This is a genomic window from Scandinavium sp. UTDF21-P1B, assembly GCF_040750395.1.
Classification (GTDB): domain Bacteria; phylum Pseudomonadota; class Gammaproteobacteria; order Enterobacterales; family Enterobacteriaceae; genus Scandinavium.
Genome location: NZ_JBFLVD010000027.1, coordinates 1 through 19,718 on the forward strand (window position 1 = coordinate 1; position 19,718 = coordinate 19,718).

Below are 19,718 nucleotides of genomic sequence, written 5' to 3' on the forward strand. Positions count from 1 at the left end.
TTTTGTTGTCTGCTGTTTGCCCGTGAGGGCTCTCCTGAGTGGGACAGAGGCATTCCTCTTTACCTTTATTTCGCGGTCATCCAAAATTCAACAAAGTCAGCTATCTCTTTGATATTGTTAATATCAAGTAGGCGATGCTCGATATCAACAGGCACATCACTGGCGACCGCAATCACATGTTCGTCGATGCACAGCTCTTCAATGCTATGCGTAGTGCCTTCTCTGAACAGCAAGATCTTCGCGACAGACTCGTGCTTAAATCCTTCAACCAGAATAAGATCCAGTTTCGACAAATCCATCCTGCTCACGAGATAATCCAGATCGAGTTCTTCGGCCTGAGGTGTTTCCGTCATCAATGCCCAGCGCTCCGTGCTGGCCACCAGAGTTTGCGCTGCGCCTGCCTTACGTAATTCGTAGCTGTCTTTGCCTGGCGTATCGACGTCCATCCGATGGTGCGTGTGCTTGATTAGCCCTGGTCGTATGCCACGTGAGCACAGTTCGGGAATAAGTCGCTTAAGCAGCGTGGTTTTCCCGGTACCACTCCATGCAGCAATCGCCAGAACAGGAATCATGACTTCACCTGCATATTCTGCAAATCCACTAAAGTATTCACGTTGATAAATGCCGATTTCATGTCGCTAAAATCAACGCGATGGCCGCCACATTGCTGCAGAAATACCATCACCCGGCGTTCGCCGGACTCAAGGTAGGCTTCCAGTGTGGGGATTACGCTGCGATTAACGAGCGAAATTGCAGGATGATCTCTCTCGCCGTCAAAGGCCCAAACTACCTGAGCGTCGGTTTTATACTGAAGAAAGCGTTCTGCAAGATTTGTTGGGATAAACGGTGTGTCACAGGGACAAAACAGGAACCACTCATCCGTAGAGTGCTTCATCACAGAGAGCATCCCGGCAAGCGGGCCTGGAAAATCGGGCAACGCGTCCTGAATTACTTCATAGCCGCTGGCACGCCAGCTATCCAGCGAACGGTTGGCGCTGATCGCAAGTCTGCTGGTTTGTGCCGCGAGCGTTCTGGCGACGTGCCGCCAAAGCGGGATGCCGTTAAGTTCCTGTAATCCTTTGTCCAGGCCACCCATCCGACTTGCCTTGCCGCCCGCCAGAATGATGCCAGTGATTTCTGGCTGCTGATTCACGAATATCGCCTCTTTTATTGTGGGTTTGACCCTGCTAACGTGTGATGGTTAAGCGTAAGGAGCAAATGAATGAAATGTAAACGTCTGAATGAAGTGATTGAACTCCTCCAGCCAGCCTGGCAAAAAGAGCCAGAGCTGAATCTGATGCAATTCTTACAGAAACTGGCGAAGGAGTCAGGTTTTGACGGTGAGCTGACGGATCTTTCCGACGATATCCTGATTTACCATCTTAAAATGCGCGATTCAGCAAAAGATGCGGTGATCCCTGGGATTCAGAAAGATTATGAAGACGATTTCAAAACCGCGCTGCTCCGTGCTCGTGGCGTAATTAAAGAGTAAAAGCTTGTAAGCGGTGCCACCGAAAAGGCTGCGAAATGATATCCTGAATTATTCGCAGTTATTTCCGGATAATCGGATGAACGATAAGGCTTTTACTTTCCAGACCCTTCACCCGGATACCATCGTGGATGCCCTTTTTGATCAGGGCATTCGGGTGGATTCGGGTCTGACGCCGCTCAATAGCTATGAGAATCGCGTCTGGCAGTTTCAGGATGAAGACCGGCGTCGTTTCGTCGTCAAATTCTATCGTCCGCAGCGTTGGTCGGTGGAGCAAATTCGTGAAGAGCATCAGTTTGCGCTTGAGCTACAGGGCGACGATGTTCCCGTTGCTGCCCCCCTCGCTTTTGACGGTGAAACGCTGCTGACCCAGCAGGGATTTTCCTTTGCCGTCTTTCCGAGCGTCGGAGGCCGCCAGTTTGAACCCGATAATCTGGACCAGATGGAATGGGTTGGTCGCTATCTGGGTCGTCTGCATCAGACGGGCCGCAAGAAGCGCTTTGCCGCACGCCCGGATATGGGCATCCAGGAGTATTTGCTGGAACCCCGGCTGATTTTTGAAAACACCTCCCTGATCCCTGGTTCACTGAAGGCTGAATTTCTCGCCGCTGCCGATAAGCTTATCGATGCCGTCATGCAGCAGTGGCACACCCGGTTTGCCTCCCTGCGTCTTCATGGCGACTGTCATGCCGGTAATATTCTCTGGCGCGACGGGCCGCTGTTTGTCGATCTGGATGATGCCCGCAATGGTCCTGCCGTACAGGATCTGTGGATGTTGCTGCACGGCGATCGCGCCGAGCGCCTGATGCAGTTGGATATTATTCTCGAAGCATATGAAGAGTTCAGCGCCTTTGACGCCGCTGAGCTCTCTCTCATCGAACCACTGCGCGCCATGCGCATGGTTTATTACCTGGCATGGATAATCCGTCGCTGGGAAGATCCTGCTTTCCCGGTTAATTTTCCCTGGCTTGCCGAGGAAGATAACTGGCGCAGGCAAAGCCATACGTTCCTGGAACAGGTCAGAATCCTTCAGGAACCTCCATTACAATTAACGCCGATGTATTAACAGACATTTTCAGGAGAGAGTTAAAAATGAAAAAGATTTTTCTGGCGCTGGCAGGAATGATTCTGGCATTCAGCGCTTCCGCGGCGCAGATCACTGACGGTAAGCAGTATTCCACGCTTGAGAAGCCTGTTGCGGGTGAGCCACAGGTACTCGAGTTCTTCTCGTTCTACTGCCCGCACTGCTATGAGTTTGAGCGCGTGCTGCACGTGTCCGATACGGTGAAGCAGAAGCTGCCTGAAGGCACCAAAATGACGAAGTACCATGTTGAGTTCCTCGGTCCGTTGGGTAAAGACCTGACTCAGGCATGGGCGGTCGCGATGGCGCTGGGCGTAGAAGATAAGATCACCGCGCCTATGTTTGAAGCCGTACAGAAAACCCAGACCGTGCAGACTGTCGCTGACATCCGCCAGGTCTTTGTCGATGCAGGCGTGAAAGGTGAAGACTATGATGCGGCGTGGAACAGCTTCGTGGTGAAATCTCTCGTTGCCCAGCAGGAAAAAGCGGCGGCGGATCTGCAGCTGCAGGGTGTTCCAGCGATGTACGTTAATGGTAAATATCAGCTGAACCCGCAGGGCATGGACACCAGCAATATGGACGTGTTCGTGCAGCAGTATGCCGATACCGTGAAGCAACTGGTTGAGAAGAAATAAAAACAAAACGCCGGTTAATGACCGGCGTTTTTTCTTTGGGGCCCTCTGACAAGCAGCGCTCCTCGCAGAAATCTACTATCTGCTGAAGTCCGCTTTTATCGCCTCTATTTGCCTGTCTTTCTCTGCCCATAGCGTATTCAGCCACAGCTGGAAAGCACGCTTAAAGTTCTTATCGTTCACGTAATCACCGTGCAGTTCTTCCGCAATGGGTACCAGATCCACACGTACGACAATTCGGGTTAACTTGCCGCTTAGCATATCGAAGAACGGTGTGCGATCGTTTTCCGGATAGCAGAGCGTTACGTTCATCAGCTTATCAAACTGGCTGCCCAGCACGTTCAGCGCCATCGCAATACCGGCAGCCTTCGGCGGCAGCAAATGTTGATAAGGTGAACGCGTTTGCAGGCGCTTTTCCTCGGTAAAGCGGGAGCCTTCGACAAAATTCACGATGGTTGTCGGGTGCTTGCGGAATTTCTCGCAGGAGAGACGTGTTGTTTCCACATCCTTGCCGCGGCGCTCCGGATGGCGAATCAAATAGCTGCGCGAATAGCGCCGCATAAACGGCATATCCAGCGCCCAACAGGCCAGTCCGATGAACGGTACCCACGCCAGTTGCTGCTTGAGGAAATATTTATTCATCGGGATGTGTTTGCGAAACAGTACGCACAGCACCACGATATCCGCCCAGCTGTGGTGATTACAGATAAGCAGATACCAGTTTTTCTTATTCAGCCCTTCCAGACCCTCAACATCCCATTTCAACCACGGATTGAGGTGCAACAACAGCGCCAGGCCAGAACACCAGCAGTACATCATCAGATTGCAAAATGCGGAGACGGATCGCCACACCATCGGGATCGGGAGCAACAGTTTGATTATTCCGGCCAGAATGATAGGCACGGAACAAGCAATGGTGACGACAATGGTAAGTGCGATACTCAAAATAAGCGTTATCGCAGCGAGTAATCTCGACATAATGAATTTATTCAACTGGTTAATTGTATAAAGCGCGGGTTACGCAGGCGCAAGGCGCTGATTTTATCAGAAATCGGACTTAATGACGGGGCCTGAAAGAACAGAAAATAACGTTTAGTTATATCCACATGGCACAAATTGTCACCAGCAATACACTGAATGCTGCGGATCTTAATTAATGCAATGAAAAATAAGGTTATTATTGTTACATCGCGCTAAGGGCGATCGCAATTTATTCGGTGGAATAAATCTATTCACAAACTTATCCACAGATTGGATGTGCGAGCGATCCCGGGGATCAACAAATCTTTTGTGGCAAAGCGGGTGAAAAACTCAAGTTTTAGCTCTGTCTGTGGCATCCTTTACCCCTAATCTGATAAACAGGCACGGAAATTATGGTTCAGATCCAAGAAAACCCCCTCATCCTGGTTGATGGCTCCTCTTATCTTTACCGCGCATATCACGCGTTTCCCCCGCTGACCAACAGCGCCGGCGAACCAACGGGCGCCATGTATGGCGTGCTGAATATGCTGCGCAGCCTGATCATGCAATATCAACCAACCCATGCGGCGGTGGTCTTCGATGCCAAAGGTAAGACTTTCCGTGACGAACTGTTCGAACATTACAAATCCCACCGCCCGCCGATGCCGGATGATCTTCGCGCGCAGATCGAGCCGCTGCATGCGATGGTGAAAGCAATGGGGCTGCCGCTGCTCGCGGTTTCAGGCGTAGAGGCCGATGACGTTATCGGCACCCTGGCGCGTGAAGCGGAAAAAGCAGGCCGTCCGGTGCTTATCAGCACGGGCGATAAAGATATGGCCCAGCTGGTCACGCCGAATATCACGCTTATCAACACCATGACCAACACGGTGCTGGGGCCAGAAGAAGTTGTCACCAAATACGGCGTGCCGCCGGAATTGATTATCGATTTCCTGGCGCTGATGGGCGACTCCTCAGATAACATCCCGGGCGTGCCGGGAGTGGGTGAAAAAACAGCGCAGGCGCTGCTGCAGGGGCTGGGCGGCCTGGAGACGCTGTACGCCGAGCCGGAAAAAATTGCTGGCCTGACGTTCCGTGGTGCAAAAACCATGGCTGCGAAGCTCGAGCAGAATAAGGAGATGGCATACCTCTCCTATAAGCTTGCCACCATTAAAACGGACGTTGAGCTGGAGCTGACCTGTGAGCAGCTGGAAGTTGCCGCCCCGACGGCTGACGAACTGTTAAGCCTGTTTAAGCAATATGAATTTAAGCGCTGGATTACTGACGTTGAAGAAGGAAAATGGCTGCAGGCCAAGGGCGGCAAGCCTTCAGCGAAACCTGCGGCAGCCGCGATGGCTGCCGTCGGAGAAGAAGCTGACGAGCCAGCCACGGCATTATCTTCTGAAAACTATGTGACCATTCTTGATGAAGCAACGCTTAAACAGTGGATCGAGAAACTGAAGAAAGCGCCCGTTATCGCCTTCGATACCGAAACGGATAGCCTCGACAACGTCTCCGCGAACATGGTTGGCCTCTCTTTTGCCACAGAACCGGGCGTCGCGGCGTACGTGCCTGTCGCGCATGACTACCTTGATGCGCCGGAACAAATTTCCCGCGAGCGCGTGCTGGAACTACTGAAACCGCTGCTGGAAGATGAGAAGTGCCTGAAAGTGGGGCAAAACCTGAAATACGATCGTGGGATTCTCGCCAACTACGACATTGAGCTGCGCGGTATTGCCTTCGATACCATGCTGGAGTCCTACACGCTCGACAGCGTGGCCGGGCGTCATGATATGGACAGCCTCTCCGACCGCTGGCTGAAGCACAAAACAATCACCTTTGAGGAAATTGCCGGCAAAGGTAAAAATCAGCTCACCTTTAACCAGATTGCGCTGGAAGAAGCGGGTCGCTATGCGGCGGAAGATGCTGACGTCACATTGCAGCTGCATCTGAAAATGTGGCCGAAGCTACAGAAGCAAAAAGGCCCACTCAACGTTTTCCAGAATATCGAAATGCCGCTGGTGCCGGTTCTCTCACGCGTGGAGCGCAACGGCGTGAACATCGATCCTGACGTTCTGCATAACCATTCGGCAGAGCTGGCGACGCGCCTTATTGAGCTCGAACAGAAAGCCCATGATATTGCCGGAGAAGCGTTCAACCTCTCTTCGCCAAAACAGCTGCAGACAATCCTGTTTGAAAAACAGGGCATTAAGCCGCTGAAGAAGACGCCGGGCGGCGCACCGTCCACGTCTGAAGAGGTCCTCGAAGAGCTGGCGCTCGATTACCCATTGCCGAAAGTTATTCTTGAGTATCGCGGTCTGGCGAAACTGAAATCGACCTACACCGATAAGCTGCCGCTGATGATCAACGAGAAAACGGGCCGCGTGCACACCTCTTATCACCAGGCCGTTGCGGCGACGGGGCGTTTGTCCTCCACCGATCCGAACCTGCAAAATATTCCGGTGCGTAACGAAGAAGGTCGTCGTATTCGCCAGGCGTTTATCGCGCCGAAAGATTATCTGATTGTCTCCGCTGACTATTCACAAATTGAACTGCGCATCATGGCGCATCTTTCCCGCGATAAGGGCCTGCTGAGCGCCTTCGCCGAAGGGAAAGACATTCACCGTGCCACCGCTGCGGAAGTCTTTGGCCTGCCGCTTGAGAGCGTCACTAACGAACAGCGCCGCAGCGCGAAGGCAATTAACTTTGGCCTGATCTACGGCATGAGCGCGTTTGGCCTGTCGCGCCAGCTCAATATTCCGCGCAAAGAGTCGCAGAAGTACATGGATCTCTACTTCGAGCGCTATCCGGGCGTCCGTGAATACATGGAACGCACCCGCGAGCAGGCAAAAGAGCAAGGTTACGTTGAAACGCTCGAAGGTCGTCGCCTTTACCTGCCGGGAATCAAATCCAGCAACGCGGCGATGCGTGCAGGCGCGGAACGCGCAGCCATTAACGCCCCGATGCAGGGGACGGCAGCAGATATCATCAAGCGCGCAATGATTGCCGTAGATGCGTGGCTTCAGAAAGAACAGCCACGAGTGCGAATGATCATGCAGGTGCACGATGAACTGGTCTTTGAGGTGCATAAAGACGATCTGGAGGCCGTGTCGAAGAAGGTTCATGAGTTAATGGAAAACAGCACGAAGCTGGATGTGCCTTTGCTGGTGGAAGTCGGCAGCGGGGCTAACTGGGACGAGGCGCACTAAGTGCCTGCTCTGATGAAAAAAACGCCGTTCGGGTACGAGTCACCATGCGAATTGGGACGGCATTTTTTGTAAGTAAGCAACATAACTTATAGCGTTTTGTGATGGTCATCGGAAATCGCTATGTAAATTGTGAAAAAAAACTACAAAAAGTGCTGTGCGCCCTCAGAAAAAAAGAGTAGAGTTATTCGCGTAGGGTACAGAGGTAAGATGTTCTATCTTTCAGACCTTTTACTTCACGTAATCGGATTTGGCTGAATATTTTAGCCGCCCCAGTCAGTTATGACTGGGGCGTTTTTTATTGCGCGAAAGAAAAAGCGCGAAGCGGTCCGCGCCTGAAAAGGATTACTCTGCTGCGCTTTCTTCTTCCTGAGGCGCCAGTTCGCTGTACCAGGTATCGAGCTTTTGGCGCAGTTTATCCACACCGAGTTTCTTCAGTGACGAGAAAGCCTCGACCTGAATGTCGCCGTTAAAGGCCAGCACCGCTTCACGCACCATATTCAGTTGCGCTTTACGCGCCCCGCTTGCCAGCTTGTCGGCTTTCGTCAGCAATACCAGTACTTCAATGTTGCTGTGAACGGCCCACTCGATCATCTGCTGGTCGAGATCTTTCAGCGGATGGCGAATGTCCATCAGCACCACCAGGCCCTTCAGGCACAGGCGTTTTTCCAGGTATTCGCCCAGAGCTCGTTGCCATTTACGCTTCATCTCTTCCGGCACTTCGGCGTAGCCATAGCCTGGTAAATCGACAACGCGTTTTCCCTCAACCACTTCAAACAGGTTGATGAGCTGCGTACGACCCGGCGTTTTAGAAATACGCGCCAGGCTTTTCTGGTTGGTCAGGGTATTCAGGGCGCTCGATTTACCCGCGTTGGAGCGGCCGGCAAAAGCCACTTCGATCCCGGTATCGGACGGTAAATGGCGAATATCAGGCGCGCTGAGCACAAAATGCGTCTGTTGATAGTTCAGGTTAATCAAAGGAGCGTCTCCATAAAATCGGGCTATGCCGGGGAGTATACCTGAACAATGGCAAAAGGCGGCGTTTGTCACACAGGTTGCGTGTCAGCTATATCCCTGCACTTTGTAGGATATTTGCCATTGTTGCTATACGAAATTTAGGAGAAGTTGCAGGCGGGATTTTTAACTAATTCATTAAATTCAATGTGTTAAATCTTGGTAATGTTCTGAATTTGTCTCACATGGCCGGAAGGTGGCTTGTGTGTTCGGCATAACTTGTTAAAGTAGCCCCCATCAGGCGAGGATGCCGAAGGGATAAGAACTCAGGACGAGGGTCAGGAGCGCCAGGAGGCGAAGACGAAGGAATTGCCAGGGAGGCAAACGTCCGGAGACGTTGAACAAGGAAAAGGAATCAAACAAGGAGTGTTTTTCGCCAAGGGAAAAACAGGGTGTGTTGGTGGCGAACAGGGATTGTGTGACCCGTTAAGGGTTGTGAGTCAAGAAAAAGGCGGCAGATTACTCTGTCGCCTTTTTTCTTTGTCTGCTTTCTGCTAGATTCCGCCTCAATTCTATACTGAAGTAAACAACGTAAAGACACTCATCATCATGAAAAAACCAACATCCGCACCGCGCAGCAAAGCGCCTGGCAAAGCCCGTCGTAAGACGCGTGAAGAGCTTGATCAGGAAGCGCGTGCCCGTAAACGCGACAAAAAGCACCGCGGTCACGCAGCAGGCAGCCGCGCGAGCGGCGGTGAGGCTGGCGCTGGTGGCAATAAAAAGGGCCAACAGAAAGATCCGCGTATTGGCAGTAAAACCCCAATCCCACTGGGTGCCGTAGAGCGTCCGGTGACCAGGCAGCAAAAACCGAAGAGCGAGAAACCTATGCTTTCACCGCAGGCCGAGCTGGATTTACTGGAAAATGATGAGCGCCTGGATGCGCTGCTGGAACGTCTGGAAGAGGGGGAGACCCTGACCGCCGACGAGCAAACCTGGGTTGATGCCAAACTCGATCGCATTGATGAACTGATGCAGCAGCTGGGCCTCTCTTACGACGACGATGAAGACGAAGAAGAGGAAGCCAAAGAAGATATGATGCGTCTGCTGAAGGGTGGAAACTAACGTTTGCACCCACTCGGACTGCCCGTCCTGCTGATAACCCTTTTGGTTATGTGTTATCTCGGGGGGTTATTCGTTAAACTACGACGGTTGTCGCGGCGTCAGCACTGGCTGCGCAACCGGCTAAGAACCCGAAATGCGGTTCAGCCGGCACGCCGTCGTCGTTCGCGATATCCTCGCAAGGAGTAAGCATGTCTGAGCAGTTAATCGACTGGGATTTGGCCCTGATCCAGAAATATAACTATTCCGGGCCGCGTTATACCTCGTATCCCACCGCGCTGGAGTTTTCCGAAGCGTTTGGTGAATCCGACTTCCAGAATGCGGTCGCCCGCTATCCAGAGCGCCCGCTGTCGCTGTACGTCCACATTCCGTTTTGCCACAAGCTTTGCTATTTCTGTGGCTGCAATAAGATTGTCACTCGCCAGCAGCACAAAGCCGATCGGTATCTCGATGCGCTTGAACAGGAAATTGTTCATCGTGCGCCGCTGTTTGCGGGCCGTAAAGTCAGCCAATTGCACTGGGGCGGCGGCACGCCAACCTACCTGAACAACGCGCAAATTAGCCGCCTGATGCAGCTTTTGCGCGGTCATTTTGCCTTTAACGCCGATGCGGAAATCTCGATTGAGGTCGATCCGCGTGAAATCGAGCTGGATGTGCTCAATCACCTGCGTGGGGAAGGTTTTAATCGCCTGAGTATGGGCGTGCAGGACTTCAATAAAGAAGTACAGCGACTGGTGAACCGCGAGCAGGACGAAGAGTTTATCTTCGCGTTGCTCAATCATGCCCGCGAGATTGGCTTCACTTCGACGAATATCGACCTGATTTACGGCTTGCCAAAGCAGACGCCAGAGAGCTTCGCCTTTACCCTCAAACGCGTGGCGGAACTGAACCCCGACAGGCTCAGCGTATTTAACTATGCTCATCTGCCAACGCTCTTCGCCGCGCAGCGCAAAATCAAAGACGCCGATTTGCCTTCGGCTCAGCAGAAACTCGATATTTTGCAGGAAACCATCACCTTGCTGACGGAGACCGGATATCAGTTTATCGGGATGGACCATTTTGCCCGTCCGGACGATGAACTGGCGATTGCCCAACGTGAAGGCGTTTTGCATCGTAACTTCCAGGGTTATACCACCCAGGGCGACAGTGATTTACTGGGCCTCGGCGTGTCCGCCATCAGCATGATTGGCGACTGTTACGCGCAGAACCAGAAAGAGCTTAAGCAGTATTATCAGCAGGTTGATGAGAGTGGAAATGCGCTGTGGCGCGGCATTTCGCTGACCAACGATGACTGTATTCGTCGTGATGTGATCAAAGCGCTGATCTGCAACTTCCGCCTGGATTTTGCGGCGGTGGAGAAAGCGTGGAATTTAGATTTTGCGGACTATTTCGCCGAGGATTTAAAGCTGCTTGCGCCGCTGGCAAAAGATGGGCTGGTGGACGTCACGGACAGCGGCATTCAGGTGACGGGAAAAGGGCGTTTGCTTATTCGCAATATTTGTATGTGCTTTGATACCTGGCTGCGTCAGAAAGCGCGGATGCAGCAGTTCTCGCGCGTCATTTAGCCGTATTGCCCGGTGGCGCTTCGCTTACCGGGCCTACGAAATAGCAAAACGCAGGTTGGATAAGCGAAGCACCGCTGGGCCTACGAAATCTCAACACGTAGGTCGGGTAAGCGAAGCGCCACCCGACAAACCTGTTAGCTCAACAATCCAACCAGCGCCGCACACAGCACGGCAGCAACGGCTGTTTGCGGCGTGTGGCTTTCGGCAGCTCCGCTAGAGAGCAAATTCACTAGTGATTCCAGCATGATGGTTCCCCCGATTTCCGGGCACGATCATACAAAACGCATCGCAACAGTAAAGCGCAAAATAACGGCAATTTGCGCTCAATTAATAATCTTTACACAGCGGTAAAAATCACTCCATCCCCAATTCTTTCAGCTTACGCGTCAGGGTGTTTCGCCCCCAGCCGAGCAGGCGAGCCGCTTCCTGTTTGTGCCCCTGCGTATGCCGCAGTGCGGTGGTTAATAGCGTGCGCTCCATTTCGGGTTGTGCTTCCGAAAGCAGGTTTTGATGACCGGAACGCAGCGCTCTGTCTGCCCACTGCGCTAACAGCGTTGCCCAGCTGTCCGGCAGGGAATGCCCGGTGCTGCTTTCTGGCGCGGTTGCTTCAAACAGCTCTGCCGGTAAATCCTGAATCAGGACTTCCTGACCCGCGGCCATTACCGTTAGCCAGCGGCAGGTGTTTTCCAACTGACGCACGTTGCCTGGCCACGCGAGGCGCGTTAACGCGGCTTCTGTTTCCGCGTGCAGCTGTTTAGCTTCTACGCCCAGCTCACGCGCCGCATCCTGCAGGAAATGGCGCGCCAGACGTGGGATATCTTCGCGACGCTCGCGCAGCGGGGGCAGGTGCACACGAATCACGTTCAGGCGGTGGAATAAATCCTCACGGAATTTGCCCTCCTGTACGCGCAGTTCAAGGTTCTGGTGCGTGGCGGCGATAATGCGCACGTCCACTTTGACCGGGGCATAACCGCCAACGCGATAAAACTGCCCGTCGGCCAGCACACGCAGCAGGCGGGTTTGCACATCGAGCGGCATATCGCCGATTTCATCTAAAAACAGCGTGCCGCCGTCGGCCTGCTCAAAGCGCCCCTGGCGAATGGTGTTCGCCCCGGTAAACGCGCCTTTTTCATGGCCAAACAGTTCGGACTCGATCAGGTCTTTTGGAATAGCCGCCATGTTCAGCGCGATAAACGGCGCTTTCGCCCGCGGGCTGTGGCGATGCAGCGCATGGGCGACCAGCTCTTTCCCGGTGCCGGACTCGCCGTTAATCAACACGCTAATCGATGAGCGCGACAGGCGGCCAATAATGCGGAACACGTCCTGCATGGCGGGCGCTTCGCCAATGATATCCGTCGTCGGGCCAAAGACCTGGACGTTACGCGGCTGCTGCTGTTCCTGATAGTGGCTTATGGCGCGCTCGACCAGCGCAACGGCTTCGTCGATATCAAATGGCTTGGGCAGATAATCGAATGCGCCTTGCTGGTAGGCGCTGACGGCGGCATCCAGATCGGAATGAGCGGTCATTATGATGACCGGCAGCATCGGATGACGCTGTTTAATCTGCTTCAGCAGCGCCAGCCCGTCCATGCCGGGCATGCGAATATCAGACAGTAAAACGTCCGGGGTTTTGCTGGACAGCGCATCCAGCACTTCGCTACCGTTTTCGAACGTGGTGCAGGTCAATCCTGCCCCGGTGAGCGCGCGTTCAAGCACCCAGCGGATGGAACTATCATCATCAACGATCCAGACTATCCCTCGTTGCATAAAATGCACCTCTATTTCCGAATGGGCAGGTAAACCGAGAATTCGGTGTGGCCCGGCCAACTGGTGAACTCAATTTTACCGGAGTGTTGATCGATCAGGCTGCGGGCGATGGATAATCCCAGCCCGGTGCCGCCTTCGCGTCCGCTGACCATCGGATAAAACAGCGTATCCTGCAGGTGGGAAGGAATGCCCGGCCCGTTGTCTTCCACATCAATACGCGCTGCCAGGCGGTAGCGTACGCCGTGCAGCGTCAGCTGGAATGCCGTGCGCGTGCGCAGCGTGATTTCACCACCTTCCGGGCCAAGAGCCTGGAGCGCATTGCGCACGACATTCAGCAAAACTTGCTCTATTTGGTCGGGATCGTGCGGTAATTCAGGCAAACTCGGATCGTAGTCTCGCGTCAGACGTACGTTATCTGGCAGCTCCATCGATACCAGCTTCACCACGCGTTCGGCAACTTTGTGAATACTTTCCGTCACGTGCATTCCCGGCTGCTGCGGGCCCAGTAAGCGGTCCACCAGATTGCGCAGCCTGTCGGCCTGCTCGATGATGACTTTGGTATATTCCAGCAGCGACGGATCGGGCAGCGCCTTGCTTAACAGCTGTGCGGCACCGCGCAGACCACCGAGCGGATTTTTAATTTCATGCGCCAGACCGCGAACCAGGTCGCGCGCCGCTACCTGCTGAGCGTGCTGTAGCTGCTCCTGGCTCAGGCGACGCTGATTATCCATCGGCGCCATCTCCAGCAGGATTAAGCCATCAGGCAGCCGCTGCGCGGTGAGCGACAGGATGTGTGAGCGTCCGTCAATTACCAGCGTGACTTCGTTATCCGTGAAGCCCTGACCCGCCTGCAGGCTCTCCTGCATCAGGTCAATGTTCAGGGAAAAATAACTCAACAGTTCCGGCAACGGCGTGCCGAATAATTTACGTGAGCTCTGGGCAAGCAGCTGCTGCGCCGCCGGGTTGGCGTAATGCACCGCCAGCTCGTCGTCTACCAGTAAGATACTGTTGATTAAAGAATTGAGGATCTGCCCAGCATCGGGCAGCACGCCTGTTGCCATCCGGCAGTCTCCTGAAAGGTGTGCACCAATTTAGTGCAGTATAGCGTTTTTTAATCGCTAAGCGTCTGGAATCAGTGAGTTGGTGGAGAAAAAAGCCCATCCGAAGATGGGCTGAAAGTTTCCACGGCAACAAAAAATAGCCTGGGTCTTCGCAAAAGGGTGAAAGACCACAGGAGTACGGCGAATTAAACGCTGTAGTACAGTTCGAACTCAACGGGGTGCGGCGTCATGCGCACACGGTCATTTTCTTCAGTGCGCAGCGCGATGTAAGCATCGATAGCTTCGTCAGTGAACACGCCGCCCGCAGTCAGGAACTCGCGGTCTTCGTTCAGGCAGTTCAGTGCTTCTTCCAGAGAGCCGGCAACCTGTGGGATCTCTTTCGCTTCTTCTGGCGGCAGGTCATACAGGTTTTTGTCCATTGCTTCGCCCGGGTGGATCTTGTTCTTAATACCATCAAGACCCGCCATCAGCAGCGCGGCAAAGCACAGGTACGGGTTAGCTGCTGGATCCGGGAAGCGCACTTCGATACGACGCGCTTTTGGAGAGGCAACAACCGGAATACGGATGGAAGCAGAGCGGTTACGCGCAGAATAAGCCAGCATTACTGGTGCTTCATAACCCGGGACCAGACGCTTGTAAGAGTTGGTGGTCGGGTTTGCCAGGGCGTTGATCGCTTTAGCGTGTTTGATAACGCCGCCGATGTAGTACAGCGCCTGCTCGGACAGACCTGCGTATTTGTCGCCGGAGAACAGGTTAGTGCCGTTCTTGGACAGAGACATGTGGCAGTGCATACCGGAACCGTTGTCACCAAACATTGGTTTTGGCATGAAGGTTGCGGTTTTACCGAAACGGTGCGCAACGTTGTGAACCACATATTTGTAGATCTGAATTTCGTCGGCTTTTTTGGTCATGGTATTGAAGCGGGTTGCCACTTCGTTCTGACCAGCAGTTGCCACTTCGTGGTGGTGAGCTTCAACCACCAGGCCCATCTCTTCCATCACCAGACACATGGTGGAACGCAGATCCTGTGAGGAATCCACTGGTGGAACCGGGAAGTAACCGCCTTTGACGGCTGGACGGTGACCTTTGTTACCGCCTTCGTATTTGGTGGAGGTATTCCATGCGCCTTCGATATCGTCGATAGCCACGTGAGAACCGGAGATAGAGCTGCCGAAACGTACGTCATCGAACAGGAAGAATTCTGGTTCTGGCCCGAACAGCACGGTGTCTGCGATACCGGTAGAACGCAGGTACTCTTCAGCGCGTTTTGCGATGGAGCGTGGGTCACGGTCGTAACCCTGCAGCGTGCCTGGCTCGAGGATGTCACAACGAATGATCAGCGTAGATTCTTCGAAGAACGGATCGATGACCGCGGTGGATGCATCTGGCATCAGCACCATGTCGGATTCGTTAATGCCTTTCCAGCCGCCGATAGAGGAGCCGTCAAACATTTTGCCTTCTTCGAAGAATTCGGCATTTACCTGGTGAGCAGGGATAGTGACGTGCTGTTCTTTACCTTTGGTATCGGTGAAGCGCAGATCGACAAACTTCACTTCATGCTCGTTCAGCATCGTCAAAACGTGTTCAGCGGACATACTTAAACTCTCCCGGATTTGTCATTGTCGTCGTGGTACGAACGATTCTTGGCACTGCTTAATGTGGCGTTGTTGCCTTGAAAAAGATAAAGCGAAATCTGTGCCAACTTTTAAATCGCCCCCAAAAGGCGTTATGATGCGCACCATAGTGCAAAAGGGCTGCACCATGATGGCTATCTTGCACCAAAAAAGTGCTCTCGTGTGACCTGCGGGCACTGTTTTGGTGCAATTTGCGTTATGGCGCCCTTTTTCTCTCCGTGAAAGCGATCACACTGCATCTCTGCAATACTTGTTTGCGGGGGATGTTTGTGATCCTGTTTTGTAGTGCGATTAATCCGTGTACAATAACGCGCTATTTCTAAATGCCTGAGGCAAAGTTGTGATCGAAAATCTGCGTAACATCGCCATCATCGCGCACGTTGACCATGGTAAAACTACCCTGGTTGATAAGCTGCTGCAGCAATCCGGTACTTTCGACGCTCGCGCCGAAACCCAAGAGCGTGTGATGGACTCCAACGATTTGGAGAAAGAGCGTGGGATTACCATCCTCGCTAAAAACACCGCTATCAAATGGAATGACTACCGTATCAACATCGTTGATACCCCAGGCCACGCCGACTTCGGTGGTGAAGTTGAACGTGTAATGTCCATGGTAGACTCCGTGCTGCTGGTCGTTGACGCAATGGATGGCCCAATGCCTCAGACCCGCTTCGTGACCAAAAAGGCGTTTGCCCATGGTCTGAAGCCGATTGTTGTTATCAACAAAGTTGACCGTCCTGGCGCGCGTCCAGACTGGGTTGTGGATCAGGTCTTCGACCTGTTCGTTAACCTCGACGCGACCGACGAGCAGCTGGACTTCCCTATCGTTTACGCTTCTGCGCTGAACGGTATCGCGGGTCTGGATCACGAAGATATGGCGGAAGACATGACCCCGCTGTATCAGGCGATCGTTGACCGCGTTCCTGCGCCAAACGTCGATCTGGAAGGGACTCTGCAGATGCAGATCTCCCAGCTGGACTACAACAACTACGTTGGCGTTATCGGCATCGGCCGCATCAAGCGCGGTAAAGTGAAGCCGAACCAGCAGGTCACTATCATCGATAGCGAAGGCAAAACCCGTAACGGTAAAGTCGGTAAAGTACTGACCCACCTGGGTCTGGAGCGTATCGAGAGCGACGTGGCTGAAGCCGGCGACATCATCGCGATCACCGGTCTGGGCGAGCTGAACATCTCCGACACCATCTGCGACCCGCAGGCGGTAGAAGCGCTGCCAGCGCTGTCCGTTGATGAGCCAACCGTGAGCATGTTCTTCAACGTCAACACCTCTCCGTTCTGTGGTAAAGAAGGTAAATTCGTTACCTCCCGTCAGATTCTTGACCGCCTGAACAAAGAGCTGGTGCACAACGTTGCGCTGCGCGTGGAAGAAACCCCGGATGCAGACGCATTCCGCGTTTCTGGCCGTGGTGAACTGCACCTGTCCGTTCTGATTGAAAACATGCGTCGTGAAGGTTTCGAGATGGCGGTTTCCCGTCCGAAAGTTATCTTCCGCGAAATCGACGGCCGTAAACAAGAGCCGTTCGAAAACGTAACGCTGGACGTCGAAGAGCAGCATCAGGGTTCTGTTATGCAGGCTCTGGGTGAGCGCAAAGGCGACCTGAAAAACATGAATCCAGACGGAAAAGGCCGCGTACGTCTCGACTACGTGATCCCAAGCCGTGGTCTGATCGGTTTCCGTTCAGAGTTCATGACCATGACCTCCGGTACCGGTCTGCTGTACTCTACCTTCAGCCACTACGACGATGTGCGTCCAGGTGATGTTGGTCAGCGTAACAACGGCGTACTGATCTCCAACGGTCAGGGTAAAGCGGTTGCGTTCGCGCTGTTCAGCCTGCAGGACCGCGGTAAGCTGTTCCTGGGTCACGGTGCAGAAGTGTACGAAGGTCAGATCATCGGTATTCACAGCCGTTCTAACGACCTGACCGTTAACTGCCTGACCGGTAAGAAACTGACCAACATGCGTGCGTCTGGTACTGACGAAGCAACGGTTCTGGTTCCGCCAGTGAAGATGACCCTGGAGCAGGCTCTGGAGTTCATCGATGACGACGAACTGGTAGAAGTTACCCCAACTTCTATCCGCATCCGTAAGCGTCACCTGACCGAGAACGACCGTAAACGCGCAATGCGTGGCCCGAAAGAAGACTAATTTTTAGTCTGTTCGTGCTGAAATAAAAAAGCCGCTGATATTCAGCGGCTTTTTTGTTGGTTGCCGTCCGGAAAAGCAACGTACCCTTTTCTGCGCCAGGCATCTCCTCCTTGTAGTCAAACCTCCTCTTTCCCGCTACAGTTATTTTTCCATGACGCAAAAGGAGAGGATCATGCTCTATATCTTTGATTTAGGTAATGTGATTGTCGACATTGACTTCAACCGCGTGTTTGGCGCGTGGAGTGATTTCAGCCGTGTGCCGCTGGCAACCCTGAAGCAGAAATTCGTCATGGGAGAAGCATTTCATCAGCACGAGCGAGGGGAAATCTCTGATGAAGCTTTCGCCGAAGCGCTGTGTCATGAAATGGATTTACCGCTGAGCTACGAGCAGTTTTCTCATGGCTGGCAGGCGATTTTCGTGGGATTGCGTCCGGAAGTGACTGCGATTATGCGTAAACTTCGCCAGCAGGGTCATCGTGTGGTGGTGCTGTCGAATACCAATCGTCTGCATACTACCTTCTGGCCGGATGAATATCCGGAAGTGCGCGAATCCGCTGACCATATTTACCTGTCGCAGGAAATGGGTATGCGTAAACCGGAAACGCGAATTTATCAGCAGGTGCTGGAAGCCGAAGGTTTTTCCGCAAACGATACGGTCTTTTTCGATGATAACGTCGATAATATAGAGGGCGCCAGACAGCTGGGCATTAACAGCATTCTGGTGACCGGAAAAGACACCATTCCCGAGTATTTTGCGAAACAGCTATGCTAAAAACCGTTCATCAAAAAGCCACCCGACACGCCGGGCCGTTCTTCGCCTGGCTGAAGCTTCTCTGGCGGCGCATTGATGAAGACAATATGACGACGCTGGCCGGCAATCTGGCTTATGTATCGTTACTTTCCCTGGTGCCGCTTATCGCCGTTATTTTTGCGCTGTTCGCGGCATTTCCGATGTTTTCTGACGTCAGCCTGACGCTGCGTCATTTTGTCTTCGCCAATTTCCTGCCCGCCACGGGCGATGTTATTCAGCGCTACATCGAACAGTTCGTTGCTAACTCCAGTAAAATGACCGCCGTCGGTGCCTGTGGCCTGATCGTCACGGCTCTGCTGTTGATGTACGCCATCGATAGCGCACTGAACACTATCTGGCGCAGCAAACGGGTGCGGCCAAAGGTTTACTCGTTCGCCGTCTACTGGATGATCCTGACGCTCGGACCGTTGCTGGCGGGAGCAAGCCTGGTCATCAGCTCTTATCTGCTCTCATTACGCTGGGCGAGCGAGCTCAACGGCGTCATTGATAACGTCCTGCGTATCTTCCCGCTGCTGCTTTCCTGGATCTCCTTCTGGCTGCTCTACAGCATTGTACCGACCACGCGCGTGCTGAACCGCGATGCGGTACTTGGCGCGCTGGTGGCCGCTGCGCTATTTGAACTGGGGAAAAAGGGATTTGCGCTCTACATCACCACTTTCCCGTCCTATCAGCTGATTTACGGTGTGATTTCGGTTATCCCCATTTTGTTCGTCTGGGTTTACTGGACGTGGTGTATCGTCTTGCTTGGGGCCGAAATTACTGTCACTCTCGGGGAATACCGCAAACTCAAACTCGCTGCATCCCAGGAAGAAGAAGAACAACCATGATTGCATTAATTCAGCGCGTAACCCGTGCCAGCGTCACCGTGGAGGGAGAGGTGACGGGAGAAATTGGTCAGGGACTTTTGGTGTTATTGGGTGTCGAAAAAGAGGATGACGAGCAAAAAGCAAATCGCCTGTGCGAGCGCGTGCTGGGCTATCGAATCTTCAGCGACGCCGACGGTAAAATGAATCTTAACGTGCAGCAGGCGGGCGGTAGCGTACTGGTCGTGTCGCAGTTTACGCTGGCGGCAGATACCGAACGTGGTATGCGTCCTGGCTTCTCGCGCGGGGCCGCACCTGATAAAGCCGAAGCGCTGTATGAGTACTTTGTTGAGCGTTGTCGTCAGCAGGAGATGCATACCCAGACGGGGCGCTTCGCGGCTGATATGCAGGTTTCACTGGTTAATGACGGTCCCGTGACCTTCTGGTTGCAGGTATGAACAGCCTTCATGCAGGC

General features: G+C 53.3%; 18 protein-coding genes and 1 pseudogene. 11 read left to right on the forward strand and 8 right to left on the reverse strand.

Annotated features, from left to right (window positions below; all coding sequences use genetic code 11):
• Positions 1 to 65: 65 nt before the first annotated feature.
• Both mobB and mobA read right to left on the reverse strand, forming a co-directional pair.
• Entirely contained in the window at positions 66 to 572 is a 507-nt protein-coding gene (gene mobB / locus AB1287_RS19340; RefSeq protein WP_312630058.1) for a molybdopterin-guanine dinucleotide biosynthesis protein MobB, read from the reverse strand.
• Positions 569 to 1,153, reverse strand: coding sequence for a molybdenum cofactor guanylyltransferase MobA (gene mobA / locus AB1287_RS19345; protein ID WP_435618808.1), 585 nt, complete (start codon positions 1,151 to 1,153; stop codon positions 569 to 571). Before mobA ends, mobB begins: the two co-directional genes overlap by 4 nt.
• A 69-nt stretch (positions 1,154 to 1,222) precedes the next feature.
• Here mobA and AB1287_RS19350 point away from each other — a divergent pair, with 69 nt between their 5' ends.
• The 3 genes from AB1287_RS19350 (at position 1,223) to dsbA (ending at position 3,205) form a co-directional block, all read left to right on the forward strand.
• The gene (locus AB1287_RS19350; protein WP_312630054.1) at positions 1,223 to 1,492 is read left to right on the forward strand and encodes a YihD family protein; all 270 of its coding nucleotides are present in this window, start codon (positions 1,223 to 1,225) and stop codon (positions 1,490 to 1,492) included.
• Between the two features lie 76 nt (positions 1,493 to 1,568).
• Positions 1,569 to 2,555 carry a serine/threonine protein kinase gene (locus tag AB1287_RS19355; RefSeq protein WP_435618809.1) on the forward strand — a complete coding sequence of 329 codons (987 nt, stop codon included), beginning with the start codon at positions 1,569 to 1,571 and terminating at the stop codon, positions 2,553 to 2,555.
• A gap of 26 nt (positions 2,556 to 2,581) precedes the next feature.
• Complete coding sequence (gene dsbA, locus AB1287_RS19360; protein WP_312630050.1) at positions 2,582 to 3,205, forward strand: thiol:disulfide interchange protein DsbA; 624 nt, start codon at positions 2,582 to 2,584, stop codon at positions 3,203 to 3,205.
• A gap of 75 nt (positions 3,206 to 3,280) precedes the next feature.
• On the opposite strand, the gene AB1287_RS19365 is transcribed toward dsbA, so the two are convergent.
• Complete coding sequence (locus AB1287_RS19365) at positions 3,281 to 4,180, reverse strand: acyltransferase (protein ID WP_435618810.1); 900 nt, start codon at positions 4,178 to 4,180, stop codon at positions 3,281 to 3,283.
• A gap of 395 nt (positions 4,181 to 4,575) precedes the next feature.
• On the opposite strand from AB1287_RS19365, the gene polA reads away from it, so the two are divergent.
• Complete coding sequence (gene polA / locus AB1287_RS19370) at positions 4,576 to 7,368, forward strand: DNA polymerase I (RefSeq protein ID WP_435618811.1); 2,793 nt, start codon at positions 4,576 to 4,578, stop codon at positions 7,366 to 7,368.
• Positions 7,369 to 7,710: 342 nt separating this feature from the next.
• On the opposite strand, the gene yihA is transcribed toward polA, so the two are convergent.
• On the reverse strand, positions 7,711 to 8,343 hold the full coding sequence (yihA, locus tag AB1287_RS19375; protein WP_312630046.1) for a ribosome biogenesis GTP-binding protein YihA/YsxC: 633 nt from the start codon (positions 8,341 to 8,343) through the stop codon (positions 7,711 to 7,713).
• A gap of 294 nt (positions 8,344 to 8,637) precedes the next feature.
• Between yihA and AB1287_RS19380 the strand changes: the two are divergent.
• The 3 genes and pseudogenes from AB1287_RS19380 (at position 8,638) to hemN (ending at position 11,003) form a co-directional block, all read left to right on the forward strand.
• Positions 8,638 to 8,809: pseudogene (locus AB1287_RS19380) on the forward strand (hypothetical protein).
• A 119-nt stretch (positions 8,810 to 8,928) separates the two neighbouring features.
• Positions 8,929 to 9,441 (forward strand): Der GTPase-activating protein YihI, encoded by a 513-nt coding sequence (yihI, locus tag AB1287_RS19385; RefSeq protein ID WP_312630044.1) that lies wholly within the window; start codon positions 8,929 to 8,931, stop codon positions 9,439 to 9,441.
• A gap of 188 nt (positions 9,442 to 9,629) precedes the next feature.
• Positions 9,630 to 11,003, forward strand: coding sequence for an oxygen-independent coproporphyrinogen III oxidase (hemN, locus tag AB1287_RS19390; protein ID WP_435618812.1), 1,374 nt, complete (start codon positions 9,630 to 9,632; stop codon positions 11,001 to 11,003).
• A 134-nt stretch (positions 11,004 to 11,137) separates the two neighbouring features.
• Here the strand turns inward: hemN and AB1287_RS19395 are convergent, their stop codons facing one another.
• From AB1287_RS19395 to glnA, 4 genes are all read right to left on the reverse strand, one after another.
• Entirely contained in the window at positions 11,138 to 11,248 is a 111-nt protein-coding gene (locus tag AB1287_RS19395) for a YshB family small membrane protein (protein WP_041162160.1), read from the reverse strand.
• Positions 11,249 to 11,357: 109 nt separating this feature from the next.
• Positions 11,358 to 12,770 carry a nitrogen regulation protein NR(I) gene (gene glnG, locus AB1287_RS19400; protein ID WP_312630039.1) on the reverse strand — a complete coding sequence of 471 codons (1,413 nt, stop codon included), beginning with the start codon at positions 12,768 to 12,770 and terminating at the stop codon, positions 11,358 to 11,360.
• An 11-nt stretch (positions 12,771 to 12,781) separates the two neighbouring features.
• On the reverse strand, positions 12,782 to 13,831 hold the full coding sequence (gene glnL, locus AB1287_RS19405) for a nitrogen regulation protein NR(II) (RefSeq protein WP_312630037.1): 1,050 nt from the start codon (positions 13,829 to 13,831) through the stop codon (positions 12,782 to 12,784).
• 185 nt (positions 13,832 to 14,016) lie between these two features.
• Positions 14,017 to 15,426, reverse strand: coding sequence for a glutamate--ammonia ligase (glnA, locus tag AB1287_RS19410; RefSeq protein ID WP_312630035.1), 1,410 nt, complete (start codon positions 15,424 to 15,426; stop codon positions 14,017 to 14,019).
• 379 nt (positions 15,427 to 15,805) lie between these two features.
• Between glnA and typA the strand changes: the two genes are divergently transcribed.
• The 4 genes from typA to dtd all read left to right on the forward strand — a co-directional run bounded on the left by typA (position 15,806) and on the right by dtd (position 19,701).
• A complete protein-coding gene (gene typA, locus AB1287_RS19415; protein WP_435618813.1) occupies positions 15,806 to 17,629 on the forward strand; it encodes a ribosome-dependent GTPase TypA in 1,824 nt (607 codons plus the stop codon).
• A 172-nt stretch (positions 17,630 to 17,801) separates the two neighbouring features.
• Positions 17,802 to 18,401 (forward strand): glucose-1-phosphatase, encoded by a 600-nt coding sequence (gene yihX, locus AB1287_RS19420; RefSeq protein ID WP_312629217.1) that lies wholly within the window; start codon positions 17,802 to 17,804, stop codon positions 18,399 to 18,401.
• Positions 18,395 to 19,267: a virulence factor BrkB family protein gene (locus AB1287_RS19425; protein ID WP_312629219.1), complete on the forward strand. Its 873-nt coding sequence runs from the start codon at positions 18,395 to 18,397 to the stop codon at positions 19,265 to 19,267. Before yihX ends, AB1287_RS19425 begins: the two co-directional genes overlap by 7 nt.
• The gene (gene dtd, locus AB1287_RS19430) at positions 19,264 to 19,701 is read left to right on the forward strand and encodes a D-aminoacyl-tRNA deacylase (protein ID WP_435618814.1); all 438 of its coding nucleotides are present in this window, start codon (positions 19,264 to 19,266) and stop codon (positions 19,699 to 19,701) included. The genes AB1287_RS19425 and dtd overlap by 4 nt, the downstream gene beginning before the upstream one ends.
• The last annotated feature ends 17 nt before the right edge of the window (positions 19,702 to 19,718 follow it).

Coding starts and splice junctions, on each gene's coding strand:
- mobB (WP_312630058.1), bottom strand. CDS start 572: ATGATTCCTGTTCTGGCGATTGCTGCATGGAGTGGTACCGGGAAAACC.
- AB1287_RS19350 (WP_312630054.1), top strand. CDS start 1,223: ATGAAATGTAAACGTCTGAATGAAGTGATTGAACTCCTCCAGCCAGCC.
- AB1287_RS19355 (WP_435618809.1), top strand. CDS start 1,569: ATGAACGATAAGGCTTTTACTTTCCAGACCCTTCACCCGGATACCATC.
- dsbA (WP_312630050.1), top strand. CDS start 2,582: ATGAAAAAGATTTTTCTGGCGCTGGCAGGAATGATTCTGGCATTCAGC.
- AB1287_RS19365 (WP_435618810.1), bottom strand. CDS start 4,180: ATGTCGAGATTACTCGCTGCGATAACGCTTATTTTGAGTATCGCACTT.
- polA (WP_435618811.1), top strand. CDS start 4,576: ATGGTTCAGATCCAAGAAAACCCCCTCATCCTGGTTGATGGCTCCTCT.
- yihI (WP_312630044.1), top strand. CDS start 8,929: ATGAAAAAACCAACATCCGCACCGCGCAGCAAAGCGCCTGGCAAAGCC.
- hemN (WP_435618812.1), top strand. CDS start 9,630: ATGTCTGAGCAGTTAATCGACTGGGATTTGGCCCTGATCCAGAAATAT.
- AB1287_RS19395 (WP_041162160.1), bottom strand. CDS start 11,248: ATGCTGGAATCACTAGTGAATTTGCTCTCTAGCGGAGCTGCCGAAAGC.
- glnG (WP_312630039.1), bottom strand. CDS start 12,770: ATGCAACGAGGGATAGTCTGGATCGTTGATGATGATAGTTCCATCCGC.
- glnL (WP_312630037.1), bottom strand. CDS start 13,831: ATGGCAACAGGCGTGCTGCCCGATGCTGGGCAGATCCTCAATTCTTTA.
- glnA (WP_312630035.1), bottom strand. CDS start 15,426: ATGTCCGCTGAACACGTTTTGACGATGCTGAACGAGCATGAAGTGAAG.
- yihX (WP_312629217.1), top strand. CDS start 17,802: ATGCTCTATATCTTTGATTTAGGTAATGTGATTGTCGACATTGACTTC.
- AB1287_RS19425 (WP_312629219.1), top strand. CDS start 18,395: ATGCTAAAAACCGTTCATCAAAAAGCCACCCGACACGCCGGGCCGTTC.
- dtd (WP_435618814.1), top strand. CDS start 19,264: ATGATTGCATTAATTCAGCGCGTAACCCGTGCCAGCGTCACCGTGGAG.